The organism is Pseudomonas sp. V88_4, assembly GCF_029967985.1.
Taxonomy (GTDB): Bacteria; Pseudomonadota; Gammaproteobacteria; order Pseudomonadales; family Pseudomonadaceae; genus Aquipseudomonas; species Aquipseudomonas glycinae.
Genome location: NZ_JASCAF010000040.1, coordinates 409,335 through 424,939 on the forward strand (window position 1 = coordinate 409,335; position 15,605 = coordinate 424,939).

Annotated in this window: 12 protein-coding genes; 8 read left to right on the forward strand and 4 right to left on the reverse strand. The window is 60.2% G+C overall.

The window, feature by feature from the left end:
• The first annotated feature begins 98 nt into the window (after positions 1 to 98).
• A complete protein-coding gene (gene cysK / locus QLG12_RS17250) occupies positions 99 to 1,073 on the forward strand; it encodes a cysteine synthase A (RefSeq protein WP_064383157.1) in 975 nt (324 codons plus the stop codon).
• A 187-nt stretch (positions 1,074 to 1,260) separates the two neighbouring features.
• Complete coding sequence (locus tag QLG12_RS17255) at positions 1,261 to 2,199, forward strand: aspartyl/asparaginyl beta-hydroxylase domain-containing protein (protein WP_197871680.1); 939 nt, start codon at positions 1,261 to 1,263, stop codon at positions 2,197 to 2,199.
• 56 nt (positions 2,200 to 2,255) lie between these two features.
• Here the strand turns inward: QLG12_RS17255 and QLG12_RS17260 are convergent, their stop codons facing one another.
• Both QLG12_RS17260 and QLG12_RS17265 read right to left on the reverse strand, forming a co-directional pair.
• Positions 2,256 to 2,456 (reverse strand): hypothetical protein, encoded by a 201-nt coding sequence (locus QLG12_RS17260; RefSeq protein WP_282474963.1) that lies wholly within the window; start codon positions 2,454 to 2,456, stop codon positions 2,256 to 2,258.
• Positions 2,453 to 2,998 carry a hypothetical protein gene (locus QLG12_RS17265; RefSeq protein ID WP_197871682.1) on the reverse strand — a complete coding sequence of 182 codons (546 nt, stop codon included), beginning with the start codon at positions 2,996 to 2,998 and terminating at the stop codon, positions 2,453 to 2,455. Before QLG12_RS17265 ends, QLG12_RS17260 begins: the two co-directional genes overlap by 4 nt.
• 451 nt (positions 2,999 to 3,449) lie before the next feature.
• Here QLG12_RS17265 and QLG12_RS17270 point away from each other — a divergent pair, with 451 nt between their 5' ends.
• Complete coding sequence (locus QLG12_RS17270) at positions 3,450 to 4,313, forward strand: DMT family transporter (protein WP_282474964.1); 864 nt, start codon at positions 3,450 to 3,452, stop codon at positions 4,311 to 4,313.
• A 57-nt stretch (positions 4,314 to 4,370) separates the two neighbouring features.
• On the opposite strand, the gene QLG12_RS17275 is transcribed toward QLG12_RS17270, so the two are convergent.
• Together QLG12_RS17275 and QLG12_RS17280 are read right to left on the reverse strand one after the other, a co-directional pair.
• Positions 4,371 to 5,279 carry a DMT family transporter gene (locus QLG12_RS17275; protein WP_236193898.1) on the reverse strand — a complete coding sequence of 303 codons (909 nt, stop codon included), beginning with the start codon at positions 5,277 to 5,279 and terminating at the stop codon, positions 4,371 to 4,373.
• 84 nt (positions 5,280 to 5,363) lie between these two features.
• Positions 5,364 to 6,989 (reverse strand): methyl-accepting chemotaxis protein, encoded by a 1,626-nt coding sequence (locus QLG12_RS17280; RefSeq protein WP_282474965.1) that lies wholly within the window; start codon positions 6,987 to 6,989, stop codon positions 5,364 to 5,366.
• Between the two features lie 417 nt (positions 6,990 to 7,406).
• Between QLG12_RS17280 and aceK the strand changes: the two genes are divergently transcribed.
• The 5 genes from aceK (at position 7,407) to QLG12_RS17305 (ending at position 15,540) form a co-directional block, all read left to right on the forward strand.
• On the forward strand, positions 7,407 to 9,128 hold the full coding sequence (gene aceK / locus QLG12_RS17285; protein WP_197871690.1) for a bifunctional isocitrate dehydrogenase kinase/phosphatase: 1,722 nt from the start codon (positions 7,407 to 7,409) through the stop codon (positions 9,126 to 9,128).
• Between the two features lie 135 nt (positions 9,129 to 9,263).
• Positions 9,264 to 13,175 (forward strand): ATP-dependent RNA helicase HrpA, encoded by a 3,912-nt coding sequence (hrpA, locus tag QLG12_RS17290; RefSeq protein ID WP_197871692.1) that lies wholly within the window; start codon positions 9,264 to 9,266, stop codon positions 13,173 to 13,175.
• Positions 13,176 to 13,440: 265 nt separating this feature from the next.
• On the forward strand, positions 13,441 to 14,562 hold the full coding sequence (locus tag QLG12_RS17295) for a beta-ketoacyl-ACP synthase III (RefSeq protein WP_197871694.1): 1,122 nt from the start codon (positions 13,441 to 13,443) through the stop codon (positions 14,560 to 14,562).
• A 136-nt stretch (positions 14,563 to 14,698) separates the two neighbouring features.
• Entirely contained in the window at positions 14,699 to 15,310 is a 612-nt protein-coding gene (locus tag QLG12_RS17300) for an RNA polymerase sigma factor (protein WP_197871696.1), read from the forward strand.
• Positions 15,304 to 15,540, forward strand: coding sequence for a zf-HC2 domain-containing protein (locus QLG12_RS17305; RefSeq protein WP_064383173.1), 237 nt, complete (start codon positions 15,304 to 15,306; stop codon positions 15,538 to 15,540). Before QLG12_RS17300 ends, QLG12_RS17305 begins: the two co-directional genes overlap by 7 nt.
• The last annotated feature ends 65 nt before the right edge of the window (positions 15,541 to 15,605 follow it).

The window sequence follows — 15,605 nt, forward strand, 5'->3', positions numbered from 1 at the left end:
TGACTGCCGCCTGCCGCAGACGTTCGACCGAACTGGACTGACAAAGACAACAGGCTTACCTTGGAGAGCTGAATTCAACGCTGCACAAGGACCCAGCCATGAGCCGTATTTTTGCTGACAATGCCCATTCCATCGGCAACACGCCGCTGGTGCAGATCAACCGCATCGCGCCCCGTGGCGTGACCATTCTGGCCAAGATCGAAGGTCGCAACCCGGGCTACTCGGTCAAGTGCCGGATCGGTGCCAACATGATCTGGGACGCCGAAAGCAGCGGCAAACTCAAGCCGGGTATGACCATCGTCGAGCCGACCTCCGGTAACACCGGCATCGGCTTGGCCTTCGTGGCGGCCGCTCGCGGTTACAAATTGCTGCTGACCATGCCGGCCTCGATGAGCATCGAACGGCGCAAGGTGCTCAAGGCGCTGGGTGCGGAACTGGTGTTGACTGAGCCAGCCAAAGGCATGAAGGGCGCGATCGAAAAGGCCGCGGAGATCGTCGCCAGCGATGCCGGCAAATATTTTATGCCGGCCCAGTTCGATAACCCGGCCAACCCGGCCATTCACGAAAAAACCACTGGTCCGGAAATCTGGAACGACACCGACGGTGCAGTTGATGTGCTGGTAGCGGGCGTCGGCACTGGAGGAACCATCACTGGCGTGTCGCGGTATATCAAGAATACCGCAGGCAAACCGATTCTGTCGGTGGCGGTGGAGCCGGTGTCTTCGCCGGTGATTACCCAGGCGCTGGCCGGCGAGGAGATCAAGCCGAGCCCGCACAAGATTCAGGGCATCGGTGCCGGTTTCGTGCCGAAGAACCTTGATCTGTCGATGGTTGACCGGGTCGAGCTGGTGACGGATGACGAGTCCAAGGCCATGGCGCTGCGCCTGATGCAGGAGGAGGGTATCCTGTGCGGTATTTCCTGCGGCGCGGCCATGTCGGTCGCGGTGCGTCTGGCGGAAACCCCGGAAATGCAGGGCAAGACTATTGTCGTGGTGCTGCCCGACTCCGGTGAGCGTTATCTGTCGAGCATGCTGTTCAGTGATCTGTTCACCGATCAGGAGAACCAGCAGTAAGGGGCGCGTTGATTCAGGTCAGCCAGGGTTCAGGATCGTTATGTTAATAAGTGCTTTGTTGCGCAATTCTTAACACTGAATCTTGAGTCGGGCGGGTTTTTCCCGGAGCCGGTAGTGTTTATCATGGCCGGCCGCCATCTCGGGCAAATGACGTGGCGTGGCGTTGTCTTATTTCAAGGAGTTGTTGATGACCTTTTCGTTAGCCGCCAAGGTGTCGGTGTTGCTGCTGTTTGTGGGCAGCATCCTCTACGTGCATTTGCGCGGCAAGGCGCGTTTGCCGGTGCTGCGGCAGTTCGTCAACCATTCGGCGCTATTTGCCCCGTACAACGCTTTGATGTACTTGTTCTCGGGCGTGCCATCCAAACCGTATCTGGATCGCAGCAAATTCCCTGAACTGGACGTGTTGCGCGATAACTGGGAAACCATTCGCGACGAAGCCATGCATCTGTTCGACGAGGGCTACATCCGCGCGGCCGAGAAGAACAATGACGCCGGTTTCGGCTCGTTCTTCAAGAAAGGCTGGAAGCGTTTCTACCTCAAGTGGTACGACAAACCGCTGCCTTCGGCCGAAACCCTGTGCCCGAAAACCGTGGCGTTGGTCAGTGCCATCCCCAACGTAAAAGGCGCGATGTTCGCGCTGCTGCCGGGCGGCAGCCATTTGAACCCGCACCGCGATCCTTTCGCCGGTTCCCTGCGTTATCACCTGGGCCTTTCGACGCCGAACTCCGACGACTGCCGGATTTTCGTCGACGGTCAGGTCTACGCCTGGCGCGACGGTGAAGACGTCATGTTCGACGAAACTTACGTGCACTGGGTGAAGAACGAGACTGACAAGACCCGCGTCATCTTGTTCTGCGACATCGAGCGACCGCTGAGCAATCGACTGATGACCCGCATCAACCGCTTCATCAGCGCCTGGCTGGGCCGCGCCACCGCACCGCAAAACCTCGACGACGAACGCGTCGGCGGGATCAACCAGGCTTACGCCTGGAGCAAGAACTTCAGCGACAAGTTCAGCGGTGCGGTCAAACAGTGGAAACGCCGCAATCCAAAGGCCTACCGCGTAATGCGGCCGGTGCTGGCGGTGGTGGTGTTGACATTGCTGGGGTATTGGCTGTTTGGTTGAGGCTGGATTTAAAAGCATAAAAAACCGCTCGTTTGAGCGGTTTTTTGTTTTCGGAATCAGGGACGGCCAGCAAGTGAGCTTGGTTCATCGATAGCGGTGCCGGTAGCAATGATCTGTAAAAGCCGTCGTTGACTGACTGTCAGAACCGTTGGATCAGATTCACCCCTTATTGCATGCACTTTTTTCTTTCTGGGGGATTTTTTTATTTCTTTGCGCATATTCCCACCTTGGTTGATCAATATTTGAGCGTTTTTCACAATACTAGGCTCCCTACTGTTTTGACAAGGCGACCCTCGTTATCCAAACCGAAGCCGAGCTGTTCGTAAATTGGTATTGCTCCCTGGTATGGTTCTTGAGCCTCGATCAAGCTACTGCCAATGATGCGGAAGTATTGCTCAATTGCCAGAACGGATAGCGGTGCAACACGGTTCTTCAATGGATGTGTTTCTCTTGGCCGCCCCTCCAGTCGTACGATTCGGATGCGTTGTCGACTTTTATTCGGGTTGGCAAAGCAAAGTCCGCACAGTTCAGATTCAAACCAGATTGCGATGTCGAGAGCGAGAGGTTCGCGCGCTTTCCATCCAATGACTTCTTCCCATGAAAAATGCGGGCTCTCCCAACACTCAAAAGCACTCAGCGCCAACGAGTCGATGGGTTCGAAACGTACTTTCGAAAGGTCAAGCGTTGTGGGACCAGCCATCTCCAGGTCAATCTGGAGTTGAGTCGTGGCAAGGCGGGCAAGCTTCCTGGCTTGCGATTTGTACAACTGATACCGCAGATGATTACGTTCCCTTGGCATATGATCTCGCGCATTCCATGTCCCCCACCAATGGTCGTTGCAATAGCAAACGAGCCTATGCGCCTGCCTCCTGCCTGTCGCTACTGGCCCTTTGTCCAACTCATTGCAATCCATGTCGCAGGCTGGTTATAGTCGGCGCTCGTGAGTCGCATGACTCACCTTTCAACCCTTCAAAAAAAGATCAGCCCAGATGCCTGCATCCCTCATCAACGCGGTAGTCGATTCAGCGGTCAACGCTGGCGTCGTGCCGTGCGGGAATCAGCAGCCTGTGCAGATCAGTCATTACCCTCCACCTGTCAGTAGCACGCCGGTGTGCGCAGTCGTATCACCGCCGGGCGTTGGTGTTTCGGGCTGATCAGCGTTTCCTGCTGACCCCTGTGCCCGCCTGAAAAAACCTACTGAATTTCAGCTTCGGCTGAGTTGGCTATTTGCCTGACTACAGGTGGTATTCATGTTTGTCCTTTCGAAAAAGTCCGCGCTCGCGGCGGCGTCCACGAGCCTGTTCGTTCTGCTGTGGAGCAGCGGGGCGATCTTCTCCAAGTGGGGACTGGCCCACGCTTCACCCTTTGCCTTTCTGCTGATCCGCTTCGTGATCGCCCTGTGCGGGCTGGTGCTGCTGGTGCCGTTGCTCAAACTGAAACTGCCCAAGGGCGGCAAGCCGATGCTGTACGCGATGGCTACCGGGGTGGTGCTGTTGGGGGCTTATCAGATTTTCTATCTGCTGGCGCTGGACCTGAAGGTCACCCCCGGCGTGATGGCGACCATCATGGGCGTGCAGCCGATCCTCACGGTGGTGATCATGGAGCGGCAGCGCTCGGCGAGCCGGATCTTTGGTCTGGCGCTGGGATTGGCCGGTCTGATCATGGTGGTTTATCAGGGCATCGGTCTGGCCGGGATGTCGCTGGCGGGGATGCTGTTCGGGCTGCTGGCGCTGGCGAGCATGACCTTCGGCTCGATCATGCAGAAACGCATCACCGACAATCCCCTCGGCACGCTGCCGGTGCAGTACTTGGCCGGTCTGCTGCTGTGCGGGATTTTCGTGCCGTTCCAGCCGTTTCACTTCGAGCACAGTGCCGGTTTCATCGTGCCGGTGTTGTGGATGGGGCTGGTGGTTTCCGTGCTGGCGACGTTGCTGCTGTATCGACTGATCGCCCGGGGCAATCTGGTGAATGTCACCAGCCTGTTCTATCTGGTGCCGGCCGTGACGGCGGTGATGGACTACCTGATCTTCGGCAATCGCCTGGCGGCGTTGAGCGTGCTGGGGATGCTGTTGATCATCGTCGGTCTGGTGTTCGTGTTCAGTAAATCGGCGTAACCGCCGCGCATGAAAAAGGCCCGGGAGGAAACTCCCGGGCCTTTGTGCATCTGCAAATCAGCGAGTGGCGATTTCTGCCGGTTTCACCGCCGCCGGTTTCAACACCAGCCACAGCGCAATGGCGATCAACACCCCGCCATACACATGGGCCATCGACAGCGGCTCATCGAGAAACAGCGCCCCCCACAACACGCCGAACGGCGGAATCATGAAGGTCACGGTCATCGACTTCACCGGCCCGATGGAACTCAGCAGGCGGAAGTAGATGATGTAGGCAAACGCGGTGCAGCCCAGACCCAGGCCCAGCAGCGACAGCCAGACATTCCAGCCACCCCAGCTCACCGGCGGCGCAGTGATGACGCTGTAACCGAACAGCGGCAACAGAAACAGGGTCGCTCCGAGCATGCTGCCCAGCGCCGACAGACGGCTGTCGAGCCCGCCGGCCTGATCCAGCCAGCGTCGGGCGAGGAACCCGGCGAAGCCGTAGCAGGTGGTTGCGAGCAGACAGGCAACCGCGCCCATCAGCAGTTGCAGATCGAAGGCGACCGGCCCGGCGCGAGTCAGCACGCCCACCCCGAGCAGGCCGAGGAACACCCCGGCCAGTTTGGCCAGCGTCAGTTTTTCACTGAAAAACAAACCGCCGATCAACACACCCATCAATGGTGTGGTGGCATTGAAGATCGCCGAATAACCGGCGGGCAGCACCTGGGCGGCGACGGAGTACAGCGTCGCCGGCACGCCGGAGTTGATCACGCCCAGCATCATCACGGTCTTGAGTTTGCCTTTGAAATCCCATCTGATGCGCATCAGCCCGAGAATCACCAGCAGGCCGACGGCGGCAATCGAAACACGGAAGAATCCGGTCGGAACCGTACCGATCGCGGGAGCGATGATGCGCATGAACAGGAAGCTCGCGCCCCAGATGGCGGCCAGCGACAGCATGCGGAAAATATCGACGGGGCTCACGGGCCACTCCTTCCTTGATCGGGACGAGAGTGTTGCCGAGGGCCCCGGCGATGGCAACCGCTAATCGGGCATTTAATTTTCTGGTCAGATCACAAAGCGCGTCACCAGTCCGTTCAGGTCGACGGCCAATCGCGACAGTTCCTGACTGGCGGCAGACGTCTGGGTGGCGCCGGCAGCGGTCTGGGTCGACAGGTCGCGGATGTTCACCAGGTTCTCGTCGACTTCCCGGGCCACCAGTGCCTGCTGCTCTGCGGCGCTGGCGATGACCAGGTTGCGCTGGTTGATCTGCGAGATCGACGCGGTGATTTTCTCCAGTGCCTGGCCGGCGCTGTTGGCCCGGCGCAGGGTGTGGCTGGCCTGTTCGGCGCTGGTTTGCAAGGCGCCGACGGTGGCACTGGTGCCTTGCTGGATGCTGCTGATCATCAGCTCGATTTCTTCGGTGGAGTTCTGCGTGCGCTGGGCCAGCGAGCGGACTTCATCGGCGACCACCGCAAACCCTCGTCCGGCCTCGCCGGCCCGCGCCGCTTCAATGGCGGCGTTAAGCGCGAGCAGGTTGGTCTGCCCGGCGATGCCGCGAATCACCTCCAGCACCTTGCTGATGTCCTGGGCCTGAGTCGCCAGGCCCTCGGCCTGTTCGGAGGCGCCGAGCACGGCGCTGACCAGTTCCTGAATCGAACTGATGGTCTCGCTGACCTGTACATGCCCGTGTTTGCTGTCCTCGTTCGAGGCTTCGGACGCTTCGGCACTGGACACCGCATTGGCGGCCACTTCATCGACCGCCGTGCTCATCTCGGTGACCGCCGTGGCAGCCTGTTCGATCTGGTCATTCTGCTGTTGCAGGCCGCGGGTGCTCTGTTCCATCACCGAACTCATTTCCTCGGCAGCGGAGGCCAGTTGCTGGGCCGACTCGCTAATGCCGCGAATGGTCGAGCGCAGATTGCCCTGCATCTCGGCCAGAGCCGTGAGCAACTGCGCCGCTTCATCGCGCCCCGCGCTTTCGATGCGACCACTGAGGTCTCCAGAGGCAATCCGCTGCGCCACGTTCAGTGCCTGATTGATCGGCGAGGTGATACTGCGGGTCAGTAGCCAGGCCAGCAACAACGTGGCAATCAGGGCGATGACGATGATCGTGGCGACAATCCACAGCGCCTGCTGGTACATCGCCGCCGCGGACTCGGCCGCAGCATCCGCGCCTTGCTGATTGAAGCTGATCATTTGCTCCAGGGTCTTGTCGAGCACCGTGCCCTGGGGCGCCAGTTCGTTGGACAGGCGTGCGTAAGCCTGATCATTTTGCCCGGCGTCGATCTGTTTCATGATCTGGTCGAGGATGCTCAGGTACTTGGCGATATCGGCGCTCAGGCCTTCCAGCATCGTCCGCTCCTGGTCATTGGCAATCAGGGTTTTGTGATCGTCGAGGCGCTTGAGCAACTCCTGGCGTTGCGCGGTGAGAAGGCCTTTGCTTCGTTCGCGAACGGCAGCCTGGGTGCTGGTGATCAGGCGCAGGGATTCGAGGCGGATGTTGGCGATGTTTGCCGCCGCGTCATGGATGCTTTCGATACTGGGCATCCACGATTCCTCGATCACTGCCGCGCTCTCGCGCAGGGTTTTCATCTGGCCCAGACCGAACAGGCCGACCACCACCAGAAGACAGGCCAGAACGGCAAAACACAAACTGGCGCGCAAACCGATGCGCAGATTCCGGATAGACATCAATGTGCTCCTTGGGCATTTGGGTAGAGGTCGTCCTCGTGAGCCGAGGATCTTGTTGTGAGGCGGGTGATGGCGGGCTGTATATCAAAGTGCCACTATCTTGGTAAGACCAATCATTGGCTATTGGCAGATGGAATGGACAGGGATGAACAAGCCGGGCAACAGTGCTAGCTAGAGACGTCGCCGTTGAATTGGATCCGAAACCCAGAGAAATCGCGGGCTGGCGCCCGGCGTTGGGGAGAACCTGAGGGGATGTTTACTGACCGAACGGTCGATTAAAAAAACTTTGATAAAAACTGTGTCGTTGTACAACCCGCAAGAGGATTTGGCCGAAATTGCGCTTCTCCTGCACCCGTTTCCGTGGCTAAGCTCAGGCCTTCGAGCACAGATTCTCCAATTCCCGCAGAGGTCTCATCCATGCCGCAGCAATGGCCAGCCACCGACATCGCCCGCCTGATCCTCGATGGCTTTGACGATTACCGCGAGCATTTCCGGCGGATCACCGACGGCGCCCGGGAGCGCTTCGAGCAGGCCCGCTGGCAGGACACGCAAACCGCATCGGCGGCCCGGATCAACCTCTACGAAGAAAAGGTCGGTGAAACCGTCGCCCGCCTGCGCGAGTATTTCGAGCCGGACACCTTGATGGATGTCACCTGCTGGCCGCTGGTGAAAAGTGCCTACATCAGCATCATCGACCTGCGCTTCGACGATGAACTGTCCGAGACCTGGTACAACTCGATTTTCTGCGGCCTGTTCAGCCACGACCTGATCAGCGACGGCTGCATGTTCATCCACACCACGCGCCCGAGCCTGCGCCGCGCGCGAGCCGCACAGACCCGCACCTACAAGCCCCATGGACAGATATCGAGCATGCTCGCGAGCATCTTTGCCGATTATCGCTTCAGCGAGGCCTACGCCGATTTGCCCGGCGACTTGCAGCGCCTGGAAGCGCAACTGCGCGAGAACCTGCCGGACTGGGTGTGCAAGGATCCGGAGCTGAGTGTCGAGCTGTTTTCCTCGGTGCTCTACCGTAACAAGGGCGCATACCTGGTCGGGCGCATCTACACCAGTGACGATCAATGGCCGCTGGTGATTCCATTACTGCACCGCGAGGGTCGGGGGATTCAGATCGACGCGTTGATCACCGACGAAGCGGAGGTGTCGATCATCTTCTCCTTCACCCGTTCGTATTTCATGGTGGATGTGCCGGTGCCGGCGGAATTCATTGGCTTCCTCAAACGCATCCTGCCGGGCAAGCACATTGCCGAGCTGTACACCTCGATCGGCTTCTACAAGCACGGAAAATCCGAGTTCTACCGCGCCCTGATCAATCACCTGGCCAACACCGACGACCAGTTCATCATGGCGCCGGGCGTGCGCGGCATGGTCATGAGCGTGTTCACGCTGCCGGGCTTCAACACCGTGTTCAAGATCATCAAGGACCGATTCTCGCCGTCGAAAAACGTCGACCGCGCCACGGTGATCGAGAAGTACCGACTGGTGAAAAGCGTCGACCGCGTCGGGCGCATGGCCGATACCCAGGAATTCGCCGACTTTCGTTTTCCCCTGAGCAAGTTCGAGCCGGCGTGCCTGGCGGAACTGCTGGAAGTCGCGCCGTCCACGGTGTCGCTGGAAGGTGAAACCGTGCTGATCCGCCACTGCTGGACCGAGCGTCGAATGACCCCGCTCAATCTCTATCTGGATAACGCCAACGAAGCCCAGGTGCGCGAAGCACTGGAGGATTACGGCCTGGCGATCAAGCAACTGGCGGCGGCCAACATCTTTCCCGGCGACATGCTGCTGAAGAACTTCGGCGTCACCCGCCATGGCCGGGTGGTGTTCTACGACTACGACGAGATCTGTTTCCTCACCGAAGCCAACTTCCGCCACATCCCGGCACCGCGCACGCCGGAGGACGAAATGGCCTCCGAACCGTGGTATTCGATCGGGCCGCTGGACGTGTTCCCCGAGGAGTTTCCGCCGTTCCTGTTCGCCGATGCGGCGCAGCGCAAATTGTTCGATCAGTTGCATGGCGAGTTGTACAACGCCGATTACTGGAAGGGGCTACAGGAGGCGATTCGGGCGGGGAAAATTATTGATGTGTTCCCTTATCGGCGCAAGGGTCTCGATAACGAATAAAGCAGCTGCAAGCCGCAGGCTCCAAGCCTCAAGTCAAACGCCGCATTCAACTTGCGGCTCGCAGCTTGCCGCTTGCAGCTGCTTTTCTGCGACAATCGCGTCCTTGCGCCACTAGACGACCGAATTGCGTACCCGATGACCGACGAATCGCCCTCCATCGACAAACTGCTGAAAAACCTCGATCACGCCATGCTCGCCGACCGCCACCGGCTGCGGCGGCAGTTGCTTGAGCTGCGCAAGAAACCCGACGAAGCCAAGCTGGCCCAATGGGTGGCGCGGATGCAGGCGTCCTGCGATCAGGTGCTCGCGCGCAAGGCCAGCCTGCCGGTGATCCGTTACGACGACAGCCTGCCGATTGCGGCCAAGCGTGACGAAATCAAGAAGGCCCTGGAAAAGCATCAGGTGCTGATCATCGCCGGCGAAACCGGCTCGGGTAAAACCACTCAGTTGCCGAAAATCTGTCTGGAGATCGGTCGCGGCCAGCATGGCTTGATCGGTCACACCCAGCCTCGGCGAATTGCCGCGCGCAGCGTGGCCAGCCGGGTTGCTGAAGAACTCGGTACGCCGCTGGGCGCGCTGGTCGGCTATCAGGTGCGCTTCGAAGACCAGAGCGATTCCAACACCCTGATCAAACTGATGACCGACGGCATCCTGCTGGCGGAAACCCAGAACGATCGCTACCTCGAACGCTACGACACGATCATCGTCGACGAAGCCCACGAACGCAGCCTCAACATCGACTTCCTGCTCGGTTACCTGAAAACCCTGCTGCCGCGTCGTCCGGATCTGAAAGTCATCATCACTTCGGCGACCATCGACCTGGAGCGTTTCTCCAGGCATTTCGACGATGCGCCGATTGTCGAAGTGTCCGGCCGCACCTTCCCGGTGGAAACCTGGTATCGCCCGCTGACGCTTGAGCAGGACGAAGAGGGCAACCGTGTCGAAGACGACCTGACTGTCGATCAGGCGATCCTCGCCACCCTCGACGAAATCGCCGCTTACGAGCGCAGCGAACGTCGCAGCCCCGGCGATGTGCTGGTGTTCCTGCCCGGCGAGCGTGAGATCCGTGACGCCGCCGACATGCTGCGCAAAGCCCAGCTCAAGCACACCGAAATCCTGCCGCTTTACGCTCGCCTGTCACCGGCCGAGCAGCAGCGGATTTTCCAGTCGCATCCGGGCCGTCGTGTGGTGCTGGCGACCAACGTCGCCGAAACCTCGCTGACCGTGCCGGGCATCCGTTACGTGATCGACAGCGGCACCGCGCGCATCAGCCGCTACAGCTACCGCGCCAAGGTTCAGCGGCTGCCGATCGAAGCGATTTCCCAGGCCAGCGCCAACCAGCGTAAAGGTCGCTGCGGCCGGGTCGAGCCGGGCATCTGCGTGCGCTTGTACAGCGAAGAGGATTTCCTCGGTCGCCCGGAATTCACCGATCCGGAAATCCTGCGCACCAACCTCGCGGCGGTGATTCTGCAGATGCTCCATCTGCGCCTCGGCGAGATCACCGATTTCCCGTTCATCGAGCCGCCAGACGGCAAGGCGATCAGCGACGGTTTCAACCTGCTGCAAGAACTCTCGGCGGTGGACCGCAACAGTCAGCTGACCCCGCTCGGCCGCCAATTGGCGCGCCTGCCGGTGGACCCGCGCATGGGCCGTATGCTGCTGGAAGCGGCCAAGCTCGGCAGCCTGCAGGAAGTGCTGATCGTCGCCAGCGCCATGTCGATTCAGGACCCGCGCGAGCGTCCGCCGGAGCGTCAGCAAGCGGCTGATCAGGCCCACGCGCAGTGGAAGGACGCCGATTCGGACTTCGCCGGGCTGGTCAATCTGTGGCGTGGCTTCGAAGAACAGCGCCAAGCGTTGACCGCCAGTCCGCTGCGCAACTGGTGCCGGAAGAATTTCCTCAATTATCTGCGCCTGCGCGAGTGGCGCGATTCCCATCGCCAGTTGAGCCTGATCTGTCGCGACTTGCAGCTGAGCCTGAACAAAGAGCCAGCGGATTATCCGAAGCTGCACAAAGCGGTGCTGGTCGGCTTGCTCAGCCAGATCGGCCAGAAAACCGAGGACGGCGATTACCTTGGCGCCCGTCAGCGGCGGTTCTGGATTCACCCGTCGTCAGGCATAGGCAAGAAACGCCCGCAGTGGGTGATGACCGCCGAACTGGTGGAAACCACCAAGCTCTACGCGCGGATGGTGGCGAAGATCGACGCCGACTGGATCGAGCCGCTGGCCGGGCACCTGATCAAGAAGAACCACTTCGAACCGCACTGGGAGAAGAAGCGCGGCCAGGTCGTCGCGTTTGAGCAGATCACGCTGTTTGGCCTGATCGTGGTCGGTCGCCGGCCGGTGCATTACGGCCCGGTGGATCCTGTGGTTTCGCGGGAGCTGTTCATCCGCGAAGGCCTGGTGCGGGGCGAGATTCAGTCCCGGGCCAAGTGCCTGACCGCCAACAAGCAATTGCTCGAACAGCTCGACGAACTGGAAGCCAAGGCCCGGCGCCGGGACATTCTGGCCGATGAGGAAACCCTCTACGCGTTCTACGACGCGCGTTTGCCGGCGGAGATTCACCAGACCGCGACGTTCGATAGCTGGTATCGGGTCAACAGCCAGAAAGATCCGCAACTGCTGATCATGCGCGAGGAAGATGTGCTGGCCCGCGAAGCCAGCGAAGTCACCGCCCAGCATTATCCGGACACGCTGCACATCGGCGATCTGGAACTGGCCCTGAGTTATCACTTCGAACCGAATCACCCACGCGACGGCGTGACCCTGCGTGTGCCGGCGCCGCTGCTGCCGATGCTGCCGCCGGAGCGTCTGGAGTGGCTGGTGCCGGGGCTGATCGAAGCCAAATGCATTGCGCTGGTGCGCAACCTGCCCAAGGCATTGCGCAAAAACTTCGTGCCGGTGCCGGACTTCATCAAGGCCGCGCTGCAACGCATGACCTTTGCCGAAGGTTCGTTGCCACAGGCACTGGGCCGCGAACTGCTGCGCATGACCGGTGCGCGGGTCAGTGATGAAGCCTGGGCCGAAGCGGCGCAGCAGGTTGAAAGCCATCTGCGGATGAACCTGGAAATCGTCGACGGCCAAGGCAAGTTCCTCGGCGAAGGCCGGGATCTGGCGGAACTGACCGCACGTTTCGCCGAAGCCAGCCAAGCTGCTTTGGCAGTGCCGCAGAGTGCGAAAAGTCAGCAACCGGTGGAGGCCAAGGTCTTCGCGCCGGTGGCGGAAAAGACTCAGCAGAAGATCGCCGGGTTGTCGATGACGGTGTATCCGGCGCTGGTGGAAGAGGGCGGTACGGTCAAGGAAGGCCGCTTCTCGACCCCGGCCGAAGCTGAATTCCAGCACCGCCGCGCCTTGCAACGCCTGCTGATGCAACAACTGGCGGAACCGGCCAAGTTCCTGCGCGGCAAGTTGCCGGGCCTGACCGAACTGGGCTTGCTGTACCGCGAACTGGGTCGGGTCGATGCGCTGGTCGAAGACATTCTGCTGGCCAGCCTCGACAGCTGCATTCTCGAGGGCGAAGATCCGTTGCCGCGTGACGGCGCAGGTTTGGCGGCGCTGGCCGAGCGCAAGCGCGGCAGCTGGACCGAACACGCCGAACGCGTGGCGCGCCTGACGCTGGAAATCCTCAAGCTCTGGCACGGTCTGCAAAAACGCTTCAAGGGCAAGATCGATCTGGCTCAGGCTGTGGCGCTTAACGACATCAAGCAGCAGCTCAGCCATCTGGTGTATCCGGGCTTCGTCCGGGAAACGCCGATGCTCTGGCTCAAGGAATTGCCGCGTTATCTGAAGGCGGTCGAGCAGCGTTTCGAGAAGTTGGGCGCGCAGGTGCAGAAGGATCGGGTCTGGAGCGGCGAGCTCGCCGGGCTCTGGACGCAATACCAGACTCGCGCCGCCAAGCATGCCCAGGAAGGCAAACGCGATCCGCAACTCGAGCTGTATCGCTGGTGGCTGGAGGAGTATCGGGTTTCGCTGTTCGCCCAGCAGTTGGGGACGAAAGTGCCGATCTCCGACAAGCGGCTGAACAAGCAGTGGACGCAGGTCGAGGCATGACCTTGAGGGGACGAGATTCCCCTTGTGTGAGCAAGCCAGCTCCCACATTGGTCAGGCGTTGTACTTGAGAATGGGGCCAAAACCTTGGGTTTATGGCAAACTTCGCCACCATAAATGCCGTTTTCGCGTCCCAGAGCCTTTGCCGGGCCGCGCAGCGGAATAAAGCGATGCCTGGTTTTTGCGTCCCTTGATACGGGAATGAACCCTTTGCGTGTTGGCACGTCGGTGCCAGCACTTTCTGCCTGAACAGATTAGAGAAACGACCATGCATAACGTCGTCATCAGCGGCACCGGCCTGTACACCCCGGCCAACAGCATTTCCAACGAAGAGCTGGTGCAGTCTTTCAATACCTACGTCGCCCAGTTCAACGCGGACAATGCTGACGCCATCGCCAGCGGCGAGATTCAGGCTCTGACCGAATCCAGCGCCGCGTTCATCGAAAAAGCTTCCGGCATCAAGAGCCGCTTTGTCATGGACAAGGATGGCATCCTCGACCCTGCGCGCATGGCGCCACGCCTGCCGGAGCGTTCCAACGACGAATGGTCGGTGCTTTGCCAGATGGCCATCGGTGCTGCCGAACAAGCCCTGCAACGGGCCGGCAAGACCGCCGCCGACATCGACGGTGTGATCGTCGCCTGCTCCAACCTGCAGCGCGCTTACCCGGCCATCGCCATCGAAGTCCAGGAAGCGCTGGGCATCCAGGGATTCGGGTTCGACATGAACGTTGCCTGCTCGTCGGCGACCTTCGGTATCCAGCAAGCCGCCAACACCGTGCAACTGGGCCAGGCCCGGGCAATCCTGATGGTCAACCCGGAAGTCTGCACCGGCCACCTGAACTTCCGTGACCGCGACAGCCACTTCATCTTCGGTGACGCGGCCACCGCCGTGATTATCGAGCGCGCCGATCTGGCAACCTCCAGGCACCAGTTCGACGTGGTCAGCACCAAACTGCTGACCAAGTTCTCCAACAACATCCGCAACAACTTCGGCTTCCTCAACCGCGCAGCGGAAGAGGGCATCGGCGCCCGCGACAAACTGTTCGTGCAGGAAGGCCGCAAGGTGTTCAAGGATGTTTGCCCGATGGTGGCCGAACTGATTGGCGAGCATCTGGAAGAGAACAAGCTCAATGTCGGTGACGTAAAACGCTTCTGGCTGCACCAGGCCAACCTGAGCATGAACCACCTGATCGTGCGCAAGCTGCTGGGCCGCGAAGCCACCGAAGAAGAAGCCCCGGTGATTCTCGACACCTACGCCAACACCAGCTCCGCCGGTTCCGTGATTGCGTTCCACAAATATCAGGACGATCTGGCGGCCGGTTCGCTGGCGGTGCTGAGTTCGTTCGGTGCCGGTTACTCGATTGGTAGCGTGATTCTGCGTAAACGTTAAGAGCGAGTTCATTTCCTCTTAATCGCGCTGACGTTTCCTACATCCGAATCGGCGCGAACGCTGTAATTTTCGAACGTGGCGGCAGGCGAATAGTCCTGCCGCTATTCTTTCGAAGACAGAAAAAGGGGAATGATGGATGGCGGTAGACGACACCCGACTGCTTGAGCGCCTGCTCGCCGGTGAGCAAAAGGCATTCAAGGAACTGGTCAGTACCTATCAAAGCCCTATGCGCGCGGTCGCGTACGCGATTGTCGGCCAGCGCCATGTCGAAGAAGTGGTGCAGGATGCCTGGCTGTCGGTGGTGCGTAATATCAGTCGCTTCGAGGGGCGCTCCAGCCTCAAGACCTGGCTGCTGACCATCACCGCCAACTCGGCCAAGAGCCGCTACAAACTCAATCGTCGCGAAGTATTGCTGGATGATCTGCCATCCCCCCACGGCACCATCGACGACGATCGTTTTTCTCCCGGCGACGGCCACTGGCTGGTCGCACCGTTCGCCTGGCACCAGGACACCCCCGAGGCATTGCTGACCGAAGGCGAGCTGCGTGAATGCCTGGAGCATACGTTGCTCAGTCTTTCCGAACTTCAGAGCAGTGTGCTCACGCTGCGCGAGCGCCAGGGCCTGGAGCTGGAGGAGATCTGTAATCTTCTGGAGATCTCGCTCTCCAATGTCCGCGTGCTGCTGCACAGGGCACGTTTGAAGGTCTTTGCGACCGTGGAGCATTTTGAGGAGACGGGAGAATGTTGACCTGCAAGGAGCAAGTGGCGCGATCCAGCGATTATCTTGATGGCCAGTTGAGCTTTCGCGAGAAACTGATGGTGCGTCATCACCTGATGTTCTGCCGCAATTGCCGGCGATTCATTCGCCAGATGCGTTTGATGCAGGCGACTTTGCGAGCGATGCCGCAAAAGCCTGAAGAGGGTGTGGACGCCTTGGCCGAGCAGTTGGCAGAGCTGCGGCGCAAGGATCGATCCTGAAAACACAGACTGGGGGGGGGGGGGGGGGGGGGGGGGGGGGGGGGGGGGGGGGGGGGGGGGGGGCG